At 70.7% G+C, this 19721-nt stretch carries 18 protein-coding genes; 9 read left to right on the top strand and 9 right to left on the bottom strand.

Annotation, left to right across the window (positions count from 1 at the left end):
- Positions 1-59 precede the first annotated feature (59 nt).
- Both AB0I60_RS27535 and AB0I60_RS27530 read left to right on the top strand, forming a co-directional pair.
- Complete coding sequence (locus AB0I60_RS27535) at positions 60-3107, top strand: RHS repeat-associated core domain-containing protein (RefSeq protein ID WP_360734504.1); 3048 nt, start codon at positions 60-62, stop codon at positions 3105-3107.
- Complete coding sequence (locus tag AB0I60_RS27530) at positions 3100-3291, top strand: LPXTG cell wall anchor domain-containing protein (RefSeq protein WP_360734502.1); 192 nt, start codon at positions 3100-3102, stop codon at positions 3289-3291. Before AB0I60_RS27535 ends, AB0I60_RS27530 begins: the two co-directional genes overlap by 8 nt.
- A 109-nt stretch (positions 3292-3400) precedes the next feature.
- On the opposite strand, the gene AB0I60_RS27525 is transcribed toward AB0I60_RS27530, so the two are convergent.
- The 5 genes from AB0I60_RS27525 to AB0I60_RS27505 all read right to left on the bottom strand — a co-directional run bounded on the left by AB0I60_RS27525 (position 3401) and on the right by AB0I60_RS27505 (position 9464).
- A complete protein-coding gene (locus AB0I60_RS27525; RefSeq protein WP_360734499.1) occupies positions 3401-4798 on the bottom strand; it encodes an MATE family efflux transporter in 1398 nt (465 codons plus the stop codon).
- Positions 4795-5853 (bottom strand): cysteine synthase family protein, encoded by a 1059-nt coding sequence (locus AB0I60_RS27520; RefSeq protein ID WP_360734496.1) that lies wholly within the window; start codon positions 5851-5853, stop codon positions 4795-4797. The genes AB0I60_RS27525 and AB0I60_RS27520 overlap by 4 nt, the downstream gene beginning before the upstream one ends.
- Positions 5850-7208: a Y4yA family PLP-dependent enzyme gene (locus AB0I60_RS27515; RefSeq protein ID WP_360734493.1), complete on the bottom strand. Its 1359-nt coding sequence runs from the start codon at positions 7206-7208 to the stop codon at positions 5850-5852. Before AB0I60_RS27515 ends, AB0I60_RS27520 begins: the two co-directional genes overlap by 4 nt.
- Positions 7205-8188: an ornithine cyclodeaminase gene (locus AB0I60_RS27510; protein WP_360734490.1), complete on the bottom strand. Its 984-nt coding sequence runs from the start codon at positions 8186-8188 to the stop codon at positions 7205-7207. The genes AB0I60_RS27515 and AB0I60_RS27510 overlap by 4 nt, the downstream gene beginning before the upstream one ends.
- 883 nt (positions 8189-9071) lie before the next feature.
- A complete protein-coding gene (locus AB0I60_RS27505) occupies positions 9072-9464 on the bottom strand; it encodes a four-helix bundle copper-binding protein (protein ID WP_360734546.1) in 393 nt (130 codons plus the stop codon).
- A gap of 168 nt (positions 9465-9632) precedes the next feature.
- Between AB0I60_RS27505 and AB0I60_RS27500 the strand changes: the two genes are divergently transcribed.
- The gene (locus tag AB0I60_RS27500; RefSeq protein ID WP_360734487.1) at positions 9633-11021 is read left to right on the top strand and encodes an FAD-dependent monooxygenase; all 1389 of its coding nucleotides are present in this window, start codon (positions 9633-9635) and stop codon (positions 11019-11021) included.
- Entirely contained in the window at positions 11018-11617 is a 600-nt protein-coding gene (locus tag AB0I60_RS27495) for a TetR family transcriptional regulator (protein ID WP_360734484.1), read from the top strand. The genes AB0I60_RS27500 and AB0I60_RS27495 overlap by 4 nt, the downstream gene beginning before the upstream one ends.
- 11 nt (positions 11618-11628) lie before the next feature.
- On the opposite strand, the gene AB0I60_RS27490 is transcribed toward AB0I60_RS27495, so the two are convergent.
- Together AB0I60_RS27490 and AB0I60_RS27485 are read right to left on the bottom strand one after the other, a co-directional pair.
- Positions 11629-12819: a hypothetical protein gene (locus tag AB0I60_RS27490; RefSeq protein WP_360734481.1), complete on the bottom strand. Its 1191-nt coding sequence runs from the start codon at positions 12817-12819 to the stop codon at positions 11629-11631.
- Between the two features lie 380 nt (positions 12820-13199).
- Positions 13200-13886, bottom strand: a complete 687-nt coding sequence (locus tag AB0I60_RS27485) for a hypothetical protein (RefSeq protein WP_360734479.1) — start codon at positions 13884-13886, stop codon at positions 13200-13202.
- 275 nt (positions 13887-14161) lie between these two features.
- Between AB0I60_RS27485 and AB0I60_RS27480 the strand changes: the two genes are divergently transcribed.
- The 4 genes from AB0I60_RS27480 to AB0I60_RS27465 all read left to right on the top strand — a co-directional run bounded on the left by AB0I60_RS27480 (position 14162) and on the right by AB0I60_RS27465 (position 16587).
- The gene (locus AB0I60_RS27480) at positions 14162-14476 is read left to right on the top strand and encodes a hypothetical protein (protein WP_360734476.1); all 315 of its coding nucleotides are present in this window, start codon (positions 14162-14164) and stop codon (positions 14474-14476) included.
- A gap of 179 nt (positions 14477-14655) precedes the next feature.
- Positions 14656-15405: a hypothetical protein gene (locus AB0I60_RS27475; protein WP_360734473.1), complete on the top strand. Its 750-nt coding sequence runs from the start codon at positions 14656-14658 to the stop codon at positions 15403-15405.
- Between the two features lie 144 nt (positions 15406-15549).
- Positions 15550-15963 carry a peptidase inhibitor family I36 protein gene (locus tag AB0I60_RS27470; protein WP_360734471.1) on the top strand — a complete coding sequence of 138 codons (414 nt, stop codon included), beginning with the start codon at positions 15550-15552 and terminating at the stop codon, positions 15961-15963.
- Between the two features lie 96 nt (positions 15964-16059).
- Entirely contained in the window at positions 16060-16587 is a 528-nt protein-coding gene (locus tag AB0I60_RS27465) for a hypothetical protein (protein ID WP_360734468.1), read from the top strand.
- Between the two features lie 21 nt (positions 16588-16608).
- Here AB0I60_RS27465 and AB0I60_RS27460 read toward each other — a convergent pair whose 3' ends face one another.
- Positions 16609-17046: a hypothetical protein gene (locus AB0I60_RS27460; protein ID WP_360734465.1), complete on the bottom strand. Its 438-nt coding sequence runs from the start codon at positions 17044-17046 to the stop codon at positions 16609-16611.
- An 11-nt stretch (positions 17047-17057) separates the two neighbouring features.
- Complete coding sequence (locus AB0I60_RS27455; RefSeq protein WP_360734463.1) at positions 17058-18194, bottom strand: amidase domain-containing protein; 1137 nt, start codon at positions 18192-18194, stop codon at positions 17058-17060.
- Between the two features lie 456 nt (positions 18195-18650).
- Between AB0I60_RS27455 and AB0I60_RS27450 the strand changes: the two genes are divergently transcribed.
- A complete protein-coding gene (locus AB0I60_RS27450; RefSeq protein ID WP_360734460.1) occupies positions 18651-19625 on the top strand; it encodes an endonuclease/exonuclease/phosphatase family protein in 975 nt (324 codons plus the stop codon).
- Positions 19626-19721 lie beyond the last annotated feature (96 nt).

Raw genomic sequence — 19721 nt, 5'->3', positions numbered from 1 at the left:
GGTTTGCAGTGGGACGCGATGTTTCGCGGGGTTTTGCGCTGCGCGTTTTAACCAGTGCGGTGATCGTCGCCTCGGTGGCGGGCGGTGTGGTCGCCGGTGTGGCGACGGCCGATCCGGCGGACGCCCGGGTGGTGGCGGCCCCGGAGACGTGGACGCCGCCGCAGGAGGTCGCCCGCACCCCGGTCGGCGGCCCGCCGCCCGATCGGGCCCGGGTGCCGTCCGGCGGCGAAGCGCCGCGGGCGGGCGGGCAGGTCGCGCCGCTGACGAGCACGTGCACGAGCGACTACGCGGGAATCCTGCCGTGGTACACGATGGAGCGGCACGAGGTGAGCGACCGGTTCGAGGTGCTGGTCAACCTCTACAACCGCAACGTGGTGCTCGCCTACCGCGAGCTGACGGTCAAGGGCACGGGGCTGAACCTCTCCCACGGCCGGTTCTACAACAGCGAGAACAGCAACGGCACCTGGCTGTCCAGCTACGCCGCGATCGGCCTCTCGCACTGGTCGAACGGGACGATCCTGGAGGGCCCCAACGGGTACTGCGTGTTCTTCGGACTGAAGTCAGACGGCACCTTCGCCCCGTCGAACGGGTTGCACGCCAAGCTGACGAAGACGCCTGACGGCGGGTACGTGGTGTCGTTCGACTCCTCGGGCGAACGGTGGCTGTTCACCGCTTCCGGGTGGCTGGTGTCCCAGTCGGACCGCAACGGCAACGCCATCAACAACCGGTACAACACCGACGGCACGCTGGCGTCGGTGACCGACACCCAGGGCCGGGTCACGACGTTCGCCTACGACGGGCAGAAGCGCCCGAAGTCGATCACCGACCCGTCCGGCCAGACGTTCGGCGACTACGTCTACGACGGGCTGGGGCACCTGAGCGAGTTCACCGACCGCGCGGGCGGCAGGATCAAGGTGACCTTCGCCGACGAGTACCCCTACGTGCCGACGTCGGTGACCGACGGCCGGGGCGGCGTCTACCGGTTCGAGTACGACGCGCAATGGCACCTCACCAAGCTCACCGAGCCCACGCCGGACGGTGCCGGTGCCTCCACGACGTACACCGCCGACGGGAAGGTCACCGACGCCAACGGCGGCACCTCCACCTACGAGTTCGACTACGCCCGCCAGACCAAGGCAACCGACGCGCTGGGCCACGCACGGGCGCAGACGTGGACGGCGGCCGGTGACGTCAACTCGACCACCAACGCGACGCAGCACTCCACCACCTACCAGTACGACTCGGGCAACAACCTGATCGGCACGAAGCTGCCGACCGGTGCGCAGAACGTCGTCGGGTACACCAGTTCCGCGCACCCGCACCTGCCCACGCAGATCACCGACGGCTCCGGGAACCAGGTCACCCGCCAGTACGACACCAACGGCAACCTGACCGGGGTCCGCTCGGTCGGGCTGGGCGTCGACATCGGGACCTACACCTACAACCGCAACGGAACGGTGGCCACGCGCAAGGACGGCAAGGGCGCGGTCACGTCCTACACCTACGACGGCTCGGGCAACCTGACCAAGGTCACCCCGCCCGCACCCGCCTCGCCGACCAGCTACTCCTACGACTCGTTGTCACGGCTCACGAGCGTGACCGACGGCAACAACGTGCGCATCGACTACGGCTACGACCGGCTCGACCGGGTGGTGTCGGCCAAGCACGGCACGACGGTGGTGCAGGCCAACACCCACGACGCCAACGGCAACCTCACCTCGACGCAGGTGCCCGGGGTGACGCGGACCTTCGACTACGACACCCGCAACCAGCTGACCAAGGCCGCCCGGGGCACCGAGGTCCTGACCTACACCTACGACAAGGTGGGCAACCTCAAGACCCTGACCACCCCGACGGGCACCGCGACCTACACCTACGACGCGGCCCACCGGCTGACCTCGCTGGCCGACGCCTACGGCGGCACCACGACCTTCGGCCACGACGACAACGACCGGCGCACCACCACGTCGTTCCCCGGCGGGGCGGTGCAGACCACCGGCTACGACAACTCCGGGCGGCACACCTCCATCACCGTCGCCAAGTCCGGCGCGCAACTGCTGAAGGCGACCTACCGCTACACCCGCTCCAACGGCACGGACACCGACAAGACGCAGTCCAAGACGACGTCGAGCGTCAACAAGATCACCGTGACCCACGACTACACCTACGACGCCCTCGGCCGCCTGACGAAGGCGGGCAACCGCACCTACGGCCTGGACAACGCGTCGAACGTGCTCACCGGCGAGGGCAACACCTACACCGTCAACGCCGCCGACCAGTACACCAAGGTCAACAACACCACGGTATCCTTCGACGGCGCGGGCAACCTCAAGTCCACCGCCAACCCCGACACCAGCTTCACCTACAGCCCGACCAACCAGGTGCTGACCGGTGACGCCGGCACGACGAAGGTGCTGGACCTCGCCTACGACACCAGCGACCAGACCCAACCCCGCACCATCACCGAAACCCCCAACGGCGGCACCGCCACCACCCACGTGTTCACCCGCAGCGCGTTGGGGGTATCAGAGACCGTGGACAACGGGCAGCGCTCCAGCTACACCCGCGACACCAAGGGGTTGCTGATCGGGCTGAAGGACGCGGCAGGTGCCCGCTACGGCGCGGTCACCGACCACCAGGGAACCGTCCTGGCGCTGGTGGACACCAGCGGCACCCTCGCCGCCGAGTACGACTACTCGGCCTACGGGACCGTCACCGCCAGCGGTGCGGCGGCGGCGTCCAACCCGTTCCGCTTCCTGGGCGGCTACCAGCTCCAGCGCGGTCAGCAGCTGCTCGGCTTCCGGCTCTACGACAGCGCCACCGCGCGCTTCCACTCGCCCGACCCCACCGGCCAGGAGCCCAACCCCTACAACTACGCCCAGGCCGACCCGATCAACAACAGCGACCCCACCGGGGCCACCACGCTGGGCGGCATCAGCGAGCTGACCAAGGCCGTCGGGTACGCCGTCGTCGCCGGGGCGGCGGTGGGCGTGGGCTGCACCGCGACCGCCGCCGTGGGCTGCGTGGCGGGCATCGGTGCGGGGATCGTCGCCTTCGGCTCGGGGTTGAAGGCGGTCAACGACGCGTACAAGGAGTTCCATGAGTAGAGGGATGCAGATCGCTGTCGCCGTGACTTCGGGGACCCTGGTCGTCTTCGCGTCGACCGCCGCGCTGCTGATGGCCGACCAGGCATCGAGCGACGCGGTGGAGGCGATCTCCAGCGGTCTCATCGTGCTCGGGGTGCTGGTGGTGCTCGCCGCCGGCGTGATCCTGCTCAAGCGCAGGCGCTGAACCTCCGATCGCAGACCCGTCACCGGTCGACCGTGCCCGCACGGCCGACCGGTGACGGTCCGCTGCGACCGTCGTACATGACCCCTGCGCCACAGCGCACGGCTGCGCCTCAGGCAGGTGCAGCGCCACGAACCGCCGCAGTGGCGCGGAAACGTCGGGCGAGCAGCACTGCGGTCGCGGCGAAACCCACGCACAGGCCCGTCCACACCCCCCAGCCGCCCCAGCCGAGCGCGTAGGTGCACAGCGCCATGGCCGGCACGCCGACCAGCCAGTACCCGACGAGCGTGCACCGCAGACCGGACACGGTGTCGCCCAGCCCGCGCAACAGGCCGACCAGGATGTTCTGGCTGCCCTTGCTGAACTGCTGCGCGACCGCGAACAACAGCAGCGTCGACGCCGTGCCCAGCACCGCCGCGTCCGTCCCCTCCTGGAGGAACGGCCACAACATCGCCTGCGGCACCAGCACGTAACCCAGGCTCACGACCGCCATGAACGTCCACGACAGCGTCAACGCACGCCGCGCGATCGCCGGTGCCATCCCGGGCTCACCGTGCCCCAGCGCGCGGCTGACCAGGATCGAGGAGCCCTGGGACAGGCCGATGTTGCACTGGTAGACGATGTACGCGAGCTGGTTGGCGACGTTCGACGCCGCCAGCATCGCCGGACCGAACACGCCCATCAGCAGCGAGGCGATCGACGTGATCGCGGCTTCCGACCCGTAGGTGAAGCAGATCGGCGTCCCGTGCCGGACGATCCGTCGCACCACCACCGGGTCCGCCCGCCACGCGGCCAGCGACACCATCGGCCGCAGCCGGGGGTCGCGGCGGACGGTCGAGGCGAACACCGCGAGCGTGAACACCTGGACCACCGTCGTCGCCAGGCCCACCCCGGCCACCCCCAGCCGGGGCATCCCCAGCCAGCCGTAGATGAACACGGCGTTCGCGCCCGCGTTGACCGCGATCGACACCAGGGTGACGGGCAGCAGCGAACCGGGCCGGCGCAACCCGACCGCGAACTGGCGCAGTACGTTCAGCCAGATCATCGGGAACAGCCCGCCCGCCAGGGCGAACATCATGGCGCGGGCGAGCGAGACGACCTCCTGCTGCTGGCCCAGCAGCGGCAGCGCCAGCGCCAGTCCACACAGGACCGCAGCACCGACCGCCGCCGTCAGGGTGGCGACCAGCAGCGCCGAGCGGACCAGCGAGCGGATCTCCGCCCTCGCCCGGTCGTCCAGGTCGGCGGTGCCGGTGCGGCGCTCGCCCGCCCCGGCCGCTGCCGCCACCAGGTTGCCGGTGCCGGTGACCATGCCGACGCACATCGTGCGGACCTGGTTGTAAAGCAGGAGCGCCAGACCGCCGGCGGCCACCGCCGTCACGCCCAGCAGGCCGAGCATGGCCAAGTCGACGCTCGTGAGCGCGACCTGCGCCAGTTGGACACCGGCGATCGGCGCGGCGAGCGCAACGAGCGCGCGGTAGCCGGCTGCCGGCGTGGTCGTCGTCCCGGTCACGCGCTCACCGCTGCCGCCGGGGTCGCGGACCGCCGGTCGGGACCGGCCACCCGCACCGACACGTCGTAGGTGGTGAACCACCGTTCGACCCGCCGGTGGGCGAGCTGGTCCAGCACACCCCGCTCCCGCAACCAGTCGTCGTCGTACACCGAGTCCAGGTACTTCTCCCCGGCGTCGTTGCCCAGCACCACCACCGTGCTCCCGGCGGGGCAGGACAGCAACCGGCGCAGCGCGACGTGCACGGCACCGCCGGTGGTCCCGCCCACCAGCACCCCGGTCCGGCGGGCCACGACGCGGGCACCCGCGAACGCGTCGCAGTCCGAGACCCGGTGCGCCTGGTCGACCAGCGCGTAATCCACGTTCGACCCGATGGGGAACCCGTCCGGGCTGCCCGCACCGGTCTGGTGGTAGTGCGCGGGCGGGCCGCCGAAGATGATCGAGCCCACCGGTTCGACGGCCACCGAGCGCGTCCGCGCGCCCGCCGCCCGCAGGGCGCGGACCGTGCCGCACAGCGAACCGCCGGTCCCGATCGACGCGATCAGCACGTCGACGGTGCCGACCTGCCGCAGCAGCTCCTCCGCCAACCCGGCGTAGCCGTTGGCGTTGCCGGGGTTGTTGTGCTGGTCCGGGTGGTAGGCGCCCAGCTCGCGCGCGAGGCGTGCCGCGACCTCCCGTCGCCGCACGGAACCGACGCCCCCGCTCGGGGGGATGTCCACGAACACCAGGTCGGCTCCCATGGCCGCGAGCGTGCGCAGCTTCTCCCGGGCCGCGTGCCGGTCCACGACGGCGGTGAACCGGTAGCCGCGCTCCAGCGCGACCAGGGCCAGGCCGCACCCGGTGTTGCCGGAGGTCGGCTCCACGATGTGCCCGCCGGGCAGCAGCCTGCCGTCGCGCTCGGCCTCCTCGACCATCTGCCGGGCCATCCGCACCTTGCACGAGCCCGTGGGGTTGAGCTGCTCCAGCTTGAGCAGCAGCCGGGTCCCGGTGCCGGTGCGCGCGAGTTCCAGCAGCGGCGTGTCCCCGATCAGGTCGGAGGCGCGCTGGACGATCGTCATCGGATCTCCTGGATCGGGTAGTCGGTGTCGACGTGCCACCCGGTGCCGTCGACCACCACCTTCGGCGGCAGCGGCAGTTGGTGGAAACCGCTCTCGTTCTTGTCCATCTGGTACCCGGCCGTGTTCGGGTAGACGATCAGGTCACCGGTCGCCGGCGCGGCCGGCAGCTCCACCGCGCGCCACGTCAGCACGTCGTACTCCATGCAGCTGGAGCCGACGACCGAGGTCCGCACCCGCTCGCCGTCGTCGCGCGGCCCGCCCGCCCGGACCAGGACCGGGTCGGGAAGGAACTCGCTGCCCTTCCACTGCTCGGACAGGCTCATGCTCAGCCCGGCCACGGTGGTGATCAGGTGGTCACCGCTCGGCTTGCTGCCCAGGACCGGGAACACCGAGAACCCGGCGCCGTCCACCAGCGCCCGCCCCGGTTCCAGCAGCAGTTCGATGCCGGCCGCGCGCAGCCGGTCGGCCAGCGGGGCGCCGCCGACGTCGTGGCGCAGGATCGCGGTCACCATCGCCGCGCCGACCGGCTCCTGGTGGTACGGGTAGGTGCGCCCGGGGTTGCGCCCCGCGTGGAACCAGCCGTCGTGCCTGTCCCGCTCGAACCGGTGCCAGTCCTCGGCGGCCACGTACGCCACCGCGAGCCCGCCGCCGATGCTGATCTTCGTCGCGGGGTGGCCCAGGGTGCGCGCGTCCAGGCACAGCCCGACCAGCTCCCCGGCCAGCTCGGCGCGCGCCACCGGGTCGTACCCGTCGAGGTGGAACGAGAAGCCTTGCAGCGACACGGCGTCCCGCAGCTCCGCGCACCGCCGGACCGCTGCCGCGAGGTGGTCCGGTGCCAGGCCGAACCGGCTCGCGGGCGCTGTCGGCGGCCGGACCCGCAACAGCACCTCGGCGGTCTCGCCGAGGTCGCGCGCCAGTGCGGCGACCCGCTCCAGCTCGTCGGCGGCGTCCACGGCGAGCAGGCAGCGGTGGCGCAGCGAGAGCCACAGCAGCCCGTCGGACTTGGCGGCACCGGTCACCCCGATCGACTCGCCGCGCAGCCCGTTGCCCAGGGCGTGGGCCAGTTCGGGGACGCTGGCCACGTCGACACCCGCGCCCGGCCGCGTGCACTCGCGCAGCCAGGCCGCCGCCTTGTTGGCCTTCTTGCCGTAGTAGACGGTGCCGGGCGTGCACTCGGCGGCGAGCGCGCCGAGCAGGTCACCGAGGTTGTCGGCGAAGGTCGCGGGGTGGATGACGTGGAACGGCCCGCCGCCTATGGCACGGGCGATCTCCCACAGCACCCCGCTGTCGCGCAGCTTCGGTGCCCACGGGCGTTCGATGGCCGGCAGCGGCGGCGACAGGGTGGTGGTGTTCACGACCACAGCGCCACCTCGCGGCCACGGCCCGCCGCGATGGCGCGCGCGGCGAGCGCGTGCGCCACCGGGATGTCGGTGATGATCATCCCGCTGCTGAAGGCGAACACCCGGTCGTCGTCGGTGCGGCGACCGGGCGCACGACCCGCGAGGATCTCCGGCAGTTCCGCGTCGAGCCGGAACACGCCGTCGGGCCCCGCCATCCGCCGTCCGGTGACCTCGACCTGGGCGGCGTTCGTGGCCACGGTGTAGTCGGCCTCGGCGAGCGTGCCCTCCTGCACGCCCTTGCTGGCCACGGAGATCAGCAGCCCGCCCGGCGGGAGCCAACCGAGGCGGATCTTCGGGTGCGCCGCCCGCCCGGACGCCGCGACCACGATGTCCGACGCGCGCGCGGCCGGCTCCACGTCGTCCACCAGCTCGACCTCACGGTCGGGGAAGTGGGCCTTCAGCGCGGCGATGCTGTCGCGGATCCCGTCCGGGTGGGTGCCGAACAGCCGCAGGCGCTCCAGGCCCGGCAGCACGGTGAGCAGGTAGGGCAGGGTGCGGATGCCCTGCGCGCCGGTGCCGACCATGAGCACCGACCGCGCGCCGGGCCGGGCGCACGACCGCGCCAGCAGCGCGGTGCTGGCGGGCGTGCGGGTGGAACCGACCCGGTGGCAGTCCATGAGCGCGAACGGGAAGCCGGTGGTGTCGTCGTAGAGGGTGATCGTCGTGTAGTACTTGTCCGCCGACGTGCTGCCCTGCCGGTAACTGGTCTTGAAAGCCGCCTGCTCCAGCGAGCCGTCGTAGCCGAGCATCGAGTAGGCGACCGCGTCCCGCTCCGGATCGGGCATGGGCACCATCAGCTTGGCGGGGTTGCGCGACGCCCCGGACGCGTAGGCGAGGTAGCCGTCCTCGACCATGGTGATCGCCTCGTGCGGGCTCAGTTCGAGGTTGTGCAGGTCGGCTCGGGTGAGGATGTGCAGGGTCGGTTCGGGATTCATGACTGACGGACCTTTCTCGTGGGATGGGCCGGCTGTAAGACACCGGCGTCACTTCCCCGCAGCGTGGTCACGGCACCTGCCGACAACCGGGATTCGGGCACGGTGAAACGCGCGTCGTCGCCGTGTCGAAGGCGCGGCGCAACGCGTGGACCACTGCGGGAAAACGGCGCGAATCGCCGCGTGAAGGATTTGTCGACCGTTCAGCGCTGGTGGGGTGGCAATCCCGGACGGCGGCAGGCAGGAGTGACCGCTGGGTCCGCTGAAGGTCGACGGCGGAAATGGGTCAGGTTCGTTGGACGCAGATCGCTGTCAGCAGTCCACGGCCGTCGGCGCCGGGCGCGGTGGACGGGCGCGGAGCGGTGCAGGGCGAACAGTGCGAGACCGGCGGTTCCACGGCGGTGACCTCGCCCGTCGGCTCCCCCCAGGAAGCCCCCCGCTCGTGCCCGGTCTGGCGGTTCACGACGGGGAAAGGGCATTCGTGCTTGTCGTCCTGGTGTTCGAACGCCGTCGCGATCCCGTGGGACGCGGACGAGGCGACCGCGTGCGACTGGGCCGGGCGGACTCCGCCGTCGGTCGCACACGTGACGAGGTGCAGGAGGAACAAGCCGAGGAGAAGGAGGACGCCGACAGATGCGCGCAGCCGTCGACGGCCGCCATTCACGCTCGTGGGTCCACTCACAGGTCTCGACGCTACTGGCCGCCCCAAGAGGGGATGACCGCTGAACGGATGAACGATTCGCAACGGCCAATCGCACTCGGTCAACCGGTGTGAATGCTGTTTATGCACACTTCAGTGGAATAATCCCCGGCTCTTCGGACTTCCGTCCTGCGCCACAATCGAACAAGTCGCATTGCCCGGTCGGACCGGCATTCGCCCTCGGGCTCACGTCAGATCGGCCAACAGGTCGCGGCACGCCCGTTCGCACCGGCGGCACGCCTCGGCGCAGATCCGGCAGTGCTCGTGCATGGTCGCGTGGCCTTCGCACTCGTCGGCGCAGGACCTGCACACCAGTGCGCACGTCTCCAGCACGCTGCGGGTGATGTTGGCGTCGTACGAGGTGTGGCGCGACAGCACGCGCGCCGTGGCGGTGCAGACGTCGGCGCAGTCCAGGTCGGTGCGGATGCACTTGGTCAGTTCCGCCACCGACTCCTCGCTGAGGCACGCGTCCGCGCACGCGGTGCACGTCTGGGCGCAGGCGGTCAGCGCGTCGATGGTCTCGGCGAGCTTCCCCCGGTCCAGGCCGATGTGCCCGGGGTGGGTTTCCAGCATCGGCATCGTCGTGGTGGTCAAGGCGATCACTCCCGGTGGTCGTGGCGGTTACGGGCCTCGAATACCCGGTGCGGGGCCTCCGAACCGACCCGACCGGGCGGTGCTGCCGGGACAGCGCCCGGTCCCCAGTGCAATGTTATTGACTAACACTTGTTAGTGACTAACACTGACGACATGAGCGTGGTCGTGGTGGGAGCGGGTCCGACCGGGTTGGCCGCAGCGTGCGCGCTGCGGGCGCAGGGCCTCACGGTGCGGGTCCTGGACAAGGCCGGAGGACCGGCGACGACGTCCCGGGCGTTGGGGCTGCAACCGCGCGGCGGTGAGGTCCTGGGCCGCCTGGGCGCCTTGGACGACCTGCCGGAGCGGTCGGTGGGCATCGGGCGGGTCGTGGTGCACGTCGGCGGGCGGCGGGCCGGGGAGCTGCGCGTCGGGCAGCCGACTCGGCTGGTGCGGCGGCCGGGGCTGATCGTGTCGCAGGCCGAGGTCGAAGCCCGCCTGCGGCAACGGCTCCGGGCGCACGGGGTCGAGGTCGAGTGGTCCACGCGCGTCGAGGGCGTCGAGCACCACGACGGGGGAGTGGTCCTGTCCACCGACACGGGCGCGGTCGACGCGCGGTGGGTCGTCGGGTGCGACGGCGCGCACAGCTCCGTCCGCGCGGCGGCCGGCATCGGGTTCCCCGGCGTGCCGCTGGTCGAGGGCTTCGTGCTGGGTGACGTCCGGGTCGAGCTGCCGCTGCCCCGCGACGCGGTCGGCGTGTGGGTGCGCCGTGCGGAGATGTTCTCGGCGTTCCCGCTGCCGGGCGGCGTCTGGCGGTTCATGGCCCCCGCGTCGGGCGTCACGGTCGAGGGCGTTCCCCAGTACCTGGCGGACGCGGCGCGACGGCACGCCGGCATCCACGTCGACGCGGCCGACCGGTGGGTGTGGACGTCGGTGTTCCGCATCCACCGACGCCTCGCGGAGACCTACCGCCGGGGCCGGGTGCTCCTGGCGGGGGACGCCGCACACGTCCACAGCCCGTTCGGCGGGCAGGGCATGAACACCGGTCTGGGTGACGCGGAGAACCTGGCGTGGCGGCTGGCCCTGGTGGAGTCGGGACGCGCGGGCGACCGGCTCCTGGACGGCTACGAGGTCGAGCGCCGGCCGGTGGCGGTCGACGTGCTGGCCTCCACCAGCGGCCTGACCGGCCTGGTGCTGGGGGAGTCCGCCCTCGCGCGCGTGGTGCGCGACCGGGTGCTGTTCCCGCTCCTGGGCCTGGCGCCCGTGCAGCGCCGGATCTGGGAACGGGCGTCCCAGCTCGAGATCGGCTACGCCCGCTCCCGGTTCGGGCGCCGCCCCCGCGTCGGCGACCGGGTGGCGGAGTTCGCCGGGCACGGCGAGTTCCGGTGGACGCTGGTCGCGCCGCCCGGCCACCCGTGCGCGGCGGTGGCGCGTGACCTGCTGGGCGACGTCCGCGAGGTGCACCGCACCGGGGGCGCGCTGCTGGTCCGCCCCGACGGCCACCTGGCGTGGCGCGGCGAGCCGGGTGCCCTGCGCCGCGACCTGGAGGTCATGCTTGACCGGTGAGCGTTGACGAGAGCCGGCCGGCGGGCGGGCTGCGCGAGGAGCGCAAGGCCCGCACCCGCCGCGCCATCCGGGAGCACGCCCTGCGGCTGTTCCTGGACGGCGGCTACGACGAGACCACCGTGGAGCAGATCGCCGCCGCCGCCGGCGTGTCGCACATGACGTTCTTCCGCTACTTCCCCACCAAGGAAGCCGTGGTCGAGGACGACGACTACGACCCGCTGATCGCCGAGTCGGTCCGTGCCCGCCCCGCCGCCGAACCGCCGATGACGGCGCTGCACCGCGCGGTGCGCACCGGCCTGGACACCGTGCTGGCCGCCGACCGGGACGCCGTCTACGCCCGGACCCGGCTCGTCGTCACCCACCCCGCACTGCGGGCGCGGCAGTGGCGCAACGCGGCCACCACGGAGTCCCTGCTGGCCCGAGCGCTCGCCGAACGCGCCGGGACCCCGGTCGACCTGCGCCTGCGCGTGATCGCCGCCGCCGCGACCGCCGCGCTGATCACCGCCCTGACCACGTGGGTCGACCACGGCGGAGCCGACGACCTGCGCACGCTGGTCGACGAGGCGTTCGCGGCGTTGGGCGCGAAACCCCGGTAGCGGCGCGGCGGTCAGAGACGACCGGTGGGCCGACGCCCGCAGGTGAGTTCCGCGACCTGTTCGGGGGTGAACGGCGCGCTGAGCAGGTCGCTTCGGTAGGCGTGGCACCGGAACATGTCGGCGATGTAGTGCATCCGGTCGGGCAGGTCGGACCAGTCCCGCGCGGCCGTGCCCAGGACGCTGTCCGGGGTCGGGTCGACGGTCGGGAGCAGCGCGAGCAGGTCGGGGTGCGAGAGCCGGGCGAGCAGCGGCGGGAACTCGGCCACCAGGTCCTCGCTCAGGTCCAGCAGCTCGCCGCCGGGCAGCGCCAGCGTCATCAGGTGCTCGGTGATCACCCGGCGGGCCAGCGCGCGGACGTGGACGGCCAGTTGCTCGCTCGCCGCCCGGACGGGCGCGCGGCGGCCCAGCACGGTCAGCAGCACCCGCCGCAGCCACTTCACCACGCGGTTGCCGGGCAGCAGCAGGTCCAGCAGGCGGCGTTCCAGTTCGCGCGGGTCGACCAGCGGCGCTTCCAGCGCGGCGGTGATCTCGGGTTGGAGGCGGGTCTGCTCGTGCAGGCCGATCTCGACGTTGGCCAGCAGCAGCAGTTCGGCCCGCTGCTTCGGGTCGGTCGCGGACGACGCCTGGTGGTAGTGGGTGAACGCCTGCCGCAGGTAGCGCTGCCCCTCGGGCGGCTCACCGGGGCTCAGCGCGGCGCAGAACTCCGCGACCGGACCGCCGCCGTCCACGACCTCGACCAGGAAGCGGGCGAACTCGCGGGCGATCTCCTCGAACACCTTGAGGTTGCCCCGGGCGGACGCCTCGGCGGCGGCGTCGAGCCGCGCGGTCGCCACGACGGCCTGGCGCGTCACCTGCTCCACGCGGTCGAGTGCCGCGCGGGGGACCGCCCGCCGCAGGCTGCGCGTCAGCAGGTCTACGGCGGCGGCCGTCTCCGGCGAGGACGCCAGCACCCGCTCCACCTGCCGCGCGGGGTCCTCCTGTCGGATGGTCTGGCCGACCTGCTTGGACGCCCACACCGCGAACGAGCACCAGTTCGCGCTGCCCCCGGTCCGCTGCGCCACCGCCCGGGACAGCTCGTGGTAGCAGTGGGTGATCATGAGGTTGCGGACGACGGGATCGGCGAGCGCGGCGATCCGGTCGACGTCGGCCACCGTCGGCACGACGCCGTCCACCGCTCGCACGTCGCCACTGGTCTTGGTCATCGCCGCCCGGCCCTTCTGCCTGTGAGGTGTGCACCCCCTTGGTCGTCACGAGGACGAAGAATGTGACAGGCGGTCGGGAACCGGTGTGTCCGGGTCTGCGCCCGGGGACGGGTCCTGCCGGGCGGGTGGATCTGCGCGGCCGTTCCGGCGACCCGGCGGGCACGCTGGTCGACCTGTACCGGGTGGTCGCCGAGGCCCTGCTCGGGCACAGGGCTCGGGCACAGGGCTCGGGCACAGGGCTCGGGCACAGGGGGAGCACACCCGCGACACCGCGTGGATCGCCCTGCCCGACCACACCACGTCGTCCTCGGCCTACCCGGGACGGGAGGATCTCGTTGAGACGTTCACGACCGATCGGTCGGCTCCACCCGATGCCATGATCACGTCCCCTTCGTCCCGTCCCGTTCGCCGGCGTCGGGTGGAGGGCTCCCATCCCCGGTGCGGTCGGGCCGTTGCAAGCGGCGGGCGGAACCCTCCGGCGTGAAGGTGAAGCCGTCCGGAAACTGCGTGCCGCCCTCTCGGAAGGCCCACAGGACGGGTTCGGCGTGGACAGCGGAAGATGAGTTCGACATCGGGGAGACGCTGTTCCAGAGGTGGAAGCAGAGCAGCGGGTCGTCACGTCGTCCGGTCGAGTAGGCCAGCGTCTTGGGATAGCGTGGGTTGCTCCCTCCAAAAAGGACCGAAGGTGGGCCGAACGCCGTGAGGATGTCGCTGAGCAGCCGATCCTCGCGGCACCAGGTTTCGGCGCCTCGGCGAAGTTCGTCGTGCTCGGCAGGGGTGAAGGTCCGGTCGAGTTGCAGCCATCCTCGACAGTGCGCGATCTCGGCGTAGACCGAAGCTACGGCACCCTCGTGCGCATCACCCCAGAGATCCGCAAAGGCCCCGCTCACGCCGGCAGCGGAGAGTGCTCGGCGGGTCCGCAATTCTTCCAGCGCCTGGTGCACTGCCTGCTCGGAGGCGTACGCGAACGCCGCCGCATCGAGGTAGAGCCGGATCGCCGTCTCACCGCCATACATACCCGGGCGACGCAAGGCGTGGTTCACCTGCTTGATCAGGTATTCGCGCACCTGTGCAACGGGCGGCCAGCCCGGCAGGACACGGCCGGCAGCGGACCCACCCGGTCCGGGACCGGCAGAGGTCGGTATGACGATGACCTCCACGTCGGGCGAGCGGTCATGGACAACATGTCGAAGATCCCATCCTACGCGCGATACCCTGGCCGGGGCGAGTCACGATCACCGTGGAGGTCGGATGAGGACGGTGGTGATCGTGGCCGCTGTGCTGGGGTTCGGCGCACTCGGCGTGTTCGGTCGTGGATGCGGTGGAGGGTGCCTGCGCGGCCATGACCCGGGAAGTGCGTGCGGTGGCCGGCGATCCCGTGCAGACGATCAGGGCCCGCGACGCCGCCGTCGTTGCGATGATCGACGCCGTGCGGGCGGTGGGGGAAGACCGCATCGCGGGTGACCGCCCCACGGCCCTGTGGCTCGCCGACTGGCGCACCCTCCTCGACGCGCGGGCCGGCTACGCCGACGATATCGCCGCCGGGCGCGATCCCGAGTGGGTGACCCCGACGGTGGACGGAACCCTGATCACCGACCGCATGGTCAGCGTCGGCGTGGAGTGCACCGTGCCGCCGGAGATCTCCGACCCGCGCTGAGGCGCACCCGATCCCCTCTTCCGGCTGAACGGACGATGAATGCGTCAAATGACGCAGAGCCCGCTCGCGCCGGTCGGTAGAACCGAGACTCATCGGCGCATCGCACGTTTCTGCCCTCGGGGGTGTCGGTATGGCGGCGGATACAGGTCGGCACGCGGTCCTGGTCGACGGGGACGGCGATGAGTAGCGGGACGGCCGGGACCGGGCGCAGGGGGCGGGTGGCCAAGGCCCCGGAGGGCGACCACCCGGCGGCGGCCTTCGCCCGGCGGCTCTGGGAACTCAAGCAGCGCGCGGGGGATCCCTCCTACGACATCATGCGCAAGGACTACGGTGCGCTGGCGTCGAAATCGGCGTTGTCGGCGGCGGCGCGCGGTGCGCAACTGCCGTCCTGGGACACCACCTGGGAGTTCGTCAGGTCGCTGGCGGTCGGCGTGCTCGGACAGGACGAGCACCACGCTCGCACCCAGTGGCGGCGGTGGTGGGATGAGGCGGCAGTCGCAGTCCCGGCCGCGTCCGTCGAGCACCCTCCGGCATCACCGAGGACAGGTCGGCGCGGAGGGTGGGTGCTGGCCGTGGTCGCGGCGACCGCGACCGGAGTGCTGCTGGTGACCGCGCTGTGGCCGAGGTCGGGACGATTGGCGCCTGCCACCATCGCCGAGCCGTGCGAGGCCACGTGGCTGTGCCTGTACCGGAACACCGGTTTCGACGACATGAACTTCCGGACTCAGCGGCAGAACGCGTGTTGGCGCCTCGCGGACTACCACCTGCAGGACGCAGTCTTCTCCTACGACAACAACCTTCCGATCACCGCCCATTTCCACGATGCGGCGAAGAACCGCATCGGCGACATCCGTGCCGGTGACAGCAGCCAGGACAGTTCGGCACTTCCCGCCGCGCACTGGTTCTGCACCGGCTCGGCCCGGCCGTAACGTCGCAGCACCGCAAGCCAAATCCTCTGACCTGCGGATACGTCCCGATTTGGCTATGGTCAAATCAATTCTCGGTGACGCTCTTCCGCAGTGTCGGGACGCCTCATACGGTTGTCCGGTCGGAACCTTCCACGAGGAGAAACCGTGAAACGCATTGCTGTGATCATCCTTTCCGTGTTGGCGCTCGGCGGCGTGACGGCCGGCACGAGCCCGGCATCGGCAACCACGGCCACAATGGCGGAAAGTACGGGACAGGACGTCGGAACCCAGGCGTGGTGGGACTGTCCGGACGAGTGGTTCTGCATCTGGTACGACACCGACGGGAATGGCAAGATGGCACGTTTCCAGAAGGGTGCGCCCGATCTGCGCAAGTTCGAACCCCTGCACGACCACGTGTGGTCGGCGTGGAACCGGACGGGCGAGACCTGGTGCGTCTTCCGTGACATCAACTACGCCAGGGTCTCGGGGCAACCGTGGCCGGTGGGCAACTGGCGGGGCAACACCTCCCAGTACGGGATGCAGAACGTCATCAGCTCGCTTCGGCGAGGAGGCTGCTGACAACCCGACCTGGGCCGTCAACCACCATGTCATCGGCCTGAGGGGAGGGCACCGTAGCCCTCGGACCGTCCACGGTCCGAGGGCTACGGTGATCGAGTGACCTCCAGCGAACTGGGCACCACGGTCGAACTACTGCGTTCCGCCCTCGAATCGACCCCGGACGCCGTCGTGTTCGCCAACTTGCCCGGCGGTGCGGAGGCGAGCACGGTGAGCGGGCTGGAGCCTGCGCCGGCCGACCTCCACACCGAAGCCAACGGGCTCCGTTGCGGTTCCGTCGTGCTGTTCAAAGCCGACGACCTGGACGGCCACCAGTACCTGTGCCAGGAAGTCGAAGGCGGCAGCGACGAGTGGCTCAGCTTCGGCCGGATCGAGACCGACCCGCTCATGCCCAACCGGGCAACCGGTGCGGTGTGGTGGTTCCCCGACACCGGTACCGAGTGGTGGATGAGCGAACAGTTCGCAACCCTCGCCCCGGACCCCACGAGGTTCTTCCTCGACTACGTCGCAGGTCCGGGCTACAGCGAGATCGCACCCCTGGCGCATGACCGCTGGTATGGGTTCTTGGGCAGTGTGGGACTCGCACCCAGGACACCGTCGAACTCCTCCACCACGTTCAACGGCTGATCCGACGGCAGCAAGGTCACGTCACGGGGTTCGGTCCGTCGTCGCGGGTCGCTTCGCCGGATCGGGGTCGGCCTGACCGAGCACGACGTACCACTTCTCGTCCTTGCGGGTGAGGGTGAGCTGTTCGGTGTAGTCGCCGTGCGAGCCGGTGCCGGTGAGTCGGGCTGCCGCGACGTCGGGGGAGAGGTCGGACTTGATGTCGGCGTCCGTGAGTCGGATGCCCCGGCCACCGTTGGCCTCGATTCGTCGGCGGACGTCGTCGGCGGCGTCGTTGCCCGGCGGTGCGAGCTGGTTCATCGCGGTGGCGTCGCGGGCGTTGAGCGCTTGGACGTAGGTGTCGACTGCGGAACGCGGGGTGTCCGCGCCGGTTTCCGGAGTGCTGCTGCACGCGGCGAGCAGGGCGAGACCGGCGAGGGCCGCGAACAGCCCTCGCCGGTTGGGAGTGGGTGGCAGGCGCACGGTGCGGTACCTCAGGTGCGGTGGGCGTAGTACCAGGCGTCGGGTGCCGAAGCGATGAAGCTGCTGAGCGGCTTGTTGTGCGTGTTGTTGCTGTGGTAGGTCATGAACAGCTCGTCCGCGAACTCGTCGGAGCCGGACCTGCCGGTGACGAACAGCGAGTGGCTGATGTTGTCGTCACGGTCGAAGTCGACCTGGAGCACATCGGTCACCAGCATCTTCCACACGTTGTCGACGTAGCTCGTGCGCCGGGACTCGTGGCCGGCGAACCAGTACCAGTTCTCCGCAGCCGGCCAGGAGTAGCTCGTGGTCCAGGTGAAGTCGCCGTAGAACCACTTCGAGTTGTCCGACCGGCTGTCACCGGGCCATGATCCCACGGTCGTCCACCCCCCGGACCCGACGATCTGGGAGATGAAGTTGGTGCAGTCGCCGCCGACGCCGCCGTAGGTCCGGTAGGAGCCGTTGTAGTTCGACTCGGCGGGGCCCCAGTAGCGGTTCGCGTAGTTCAGCATCGCCGTGTAGTCGTACTGGGCGGAGACGTCCTCGCCGGCGAGACCCGCCTTGACGTGCGGTCCGGGCGCGGCAGCGCGCAGTTGGGCATCGGTCGGACGGCTCACCGCCGACGGGGACCGCGTCGGGGCGGAGCCCTTGGTGGTGACGGGCGCCGAGGGGTCGGTGTCCGGCGCGAGGTCGCCCGGCCCGCGCTCGACGACGTCACCGGTCAGCTCCCACCCGGCTGCGGTGTTCGTGAACGTGAGGTGCCGGGCCAGCCCGTACTCCTCGAACTTCGGCGCATCGGGACGGACGCGGGCGAAGTAGAGCTTCGTGTGCTCGGTGAATGCCAGCTCGACGCTGCTGCCCCGAGGGGTGAACACGGTGTCGAGGACCGCCACTTCGGTGCGCGCGTGCCCTCCGTTGACCTTGCGCAGCACGTCCCGCCTGGCGTCGATGGCCGCGAGGTCCGCCGCCAGATCGCCCTGGACCGCAGCACCGACGGGGACCGAGGTCAGGTGATTCGCCGTCACGTCGTCGGTGGTCAGCCGGTCGGCACGCTCCTGCAGGTAGCGCTGCGCGAGCGACACCAGTTGGGCGCGGTCGGCTGCGGCGAGTTGGTCCGGGTTCGCCAACGCGGGTGAGGCACCCAGTGCCATGCCCGCGACGACGGTCAGCGCTAATGGAACGACGAAATTTCTTCTCACATTTCCCCCTGGCAAAGAATGAAGCCGAAAAATCTCCCCTGCCATCAAGGTCGCAGCCGGCTCCGGTGCGGGCAATCCGACAACCGGCTGAACCCGACTTGATAGGCGGAGAATCGATCCGAGGGTGTGCAGATATGCAAACGTTCGGCGAAGCGGCCTGCGAGATCCGGTCAGCGGATGAAATCACGTGCGTATTGGGCGTCGGCGGCGCGGCCATCGGCACGGCGTGCGCGACGGTCTCGTCCGAGTGGTGCTTCGTGTCGAGGGACATGGCGGTGCGGGAACCGGGGCAGCCCATGAACGTTCGGGCGTGAGCGGCGCACCAGCCTGGTGCACCGCTCACCACAGGACAGGAACCGGAGGTCGATCGTGGTCGAGCAACGTGAGCCACACCGGACGCTCACCGTCATGCAGTTCAACATCTGGCTCGGCGGCACCGAGGTCGAGGGCGGCCGGGAGGGCATCGCCGACACCATCGCCGCCACCAGTCCGGACGTCGTCATGCTCAGCGAGACGGACGCCGACCGGGTGCGGAACCTCCTGGACGATCTCCGCGAGCGCGGGCTGGCCTACGTGGACGACGGGAACCCGAACGATTCAACGGTGATCTCGAAAAGCCCGATCATCGAGCACACCACGTTCGAATCCTGGTCGAAGGCGGTCATCTCGGCCGACGGCATCGAGATCGCGGCCTACTCCGGACACCTGGAGTACCGCTACTACGTGACCTACCTGCCGCGCGGCTACGGCGGCGGCACGCCACCACCGCACGAGACCCACGACCTCGGCTGGAAGAAGATCCCGACCGGTCCGATCACCGACGCCGATCTGATCCTGCGGCTCAACAGGGCCTCGCGTCGCACGGAAGTGACCGAGACCGTGCTCGCCGACGCCGAGGGGGAGCGGTCGAAGGGGCGGTTGACGATCCTGGCCGGTGACTTCAACGAGCCCTCGCACCTGGACTGGGACCACCGCACCCGGGACCTCTTCGACCACAACGGGGCCGAGCTCCCCTGGTCGACGACCAAGGCGATCGAGGACGCCGGCTTCCTCGACAGCTACCGGGAGATCAACCCGGACCCGGTCCGCACGCCCGGCTTCACCTGGCCGAGCGACAACCCCGGTGCCGAGGTCAAGAACCTCACCTGGGCGCCGACGGCCGACGAGCGGGACCGGATCGACTTCATCTTCTACCACCCGGCGGACCGGCTCCGGCTCATCGACAGCGTCCTGGTCGGACCGTCCCGCAGCATAGTGCGCAGCGAGCGCGTGGAGGAGACGGGCGAGGACAGGTTCTGGCTCCCGACCTGGACCTGGCCCACCGAGCACAAGGTCGTCCTGAGCACCTTCGAAGTCGCCGAGCGCCCAAGCGCCCGCTCATGACCACCGGACCGGGCCTGCCGGCTCGACGTGCGGGAAAGACGCTCACGTCTCCGGTGAAATGTCGGTTTACTCCCGGATCGGACAGGGGTACTTGCA

It is taken from the genome of Actinosynnema sp. NPDC050436, from assembly GCF_040655415.1.
Lineage (GTDB): Bacteria > Actinomycetota > Actinomycetes > Mycobacteriales > Pseudonocardiaceae > Actinosynnema.
Note: the sequence above shows the minus strand (reverse complement) of the source record. Positions and strands in the feature narration are given on the sequence as shown.

Coding starts and splice junctions, on each gene's coding strand:
- AB0I60_RS27530 (WP_360734502.1), top strand. CDS start 3,100: ATGAGTAGAGGGATGCAGATCGCTGTCGCCGTGACTTCGGGGACCCTG.
- AB0I60_RS27520 (WP_360734496.1), bottom strand. CDS start 5,853: ATGACGATCGTCCAGCGCGCCTCCGACCTGATCGGGGACACGCCGCTG.
- AB0I60_RS27510 (WP_360734490.1), bottom strand. CDS start 8,188: ATGAATCCCGAACCGACCCTGCACATCCTCACCCGAGCCGACCTGCAC.
- AB0I60_RS27505 (WP_360734546.1), bottom strand. CDS start 9,464: ATGCCGATGCTGGAAACCCACCCCGGGCACATCGGCCTGGACCGGGGG.
- AB0I60_RS27500 (WP_360734487.1), top strand. CDS start 9,633: ATGAGCGTGGTCGTGGTGGGAGCGGGTCCGACCGGGTTGGCCGCAGCG.
- AB0I60_RS27490 (WP_360734481.1), bottom strand. CDS start 12,819: ATGACCAAGACCAGTGGCGACGTGCGAGCGGTGGACGGCGTCGTGCCG.
- AB0I60_RS27480 (WP_360734476.1), top strand. CDS start 14,162: ATGACCCGGGAAGTGCGTGCGGTGGCCGGCGATCCCGTGCAGACGATC.
- AB0I60_RS27475 (WP_360734473.1), top strand. CDS start 14,656: ATGAGTAGCGGGACGGCCGGGACCGGGCGCAGGGGGCGGGTGGCCAAG.
- AB0I60_RS27455 (WP_360734463.1), bottom strand. CDS start 18,194: ATGGCACTGGGTGCCTCACCCGCGTTGGCGAACCCGGACCAACTCGCC.
- AB0I60_RS27450 (WP_360734460.1), top strand. CDS start 18,651: ATGCAGTTCAACATCTGGCTCGGCGGCACCGAGGTCGAGGGCGGCCGG.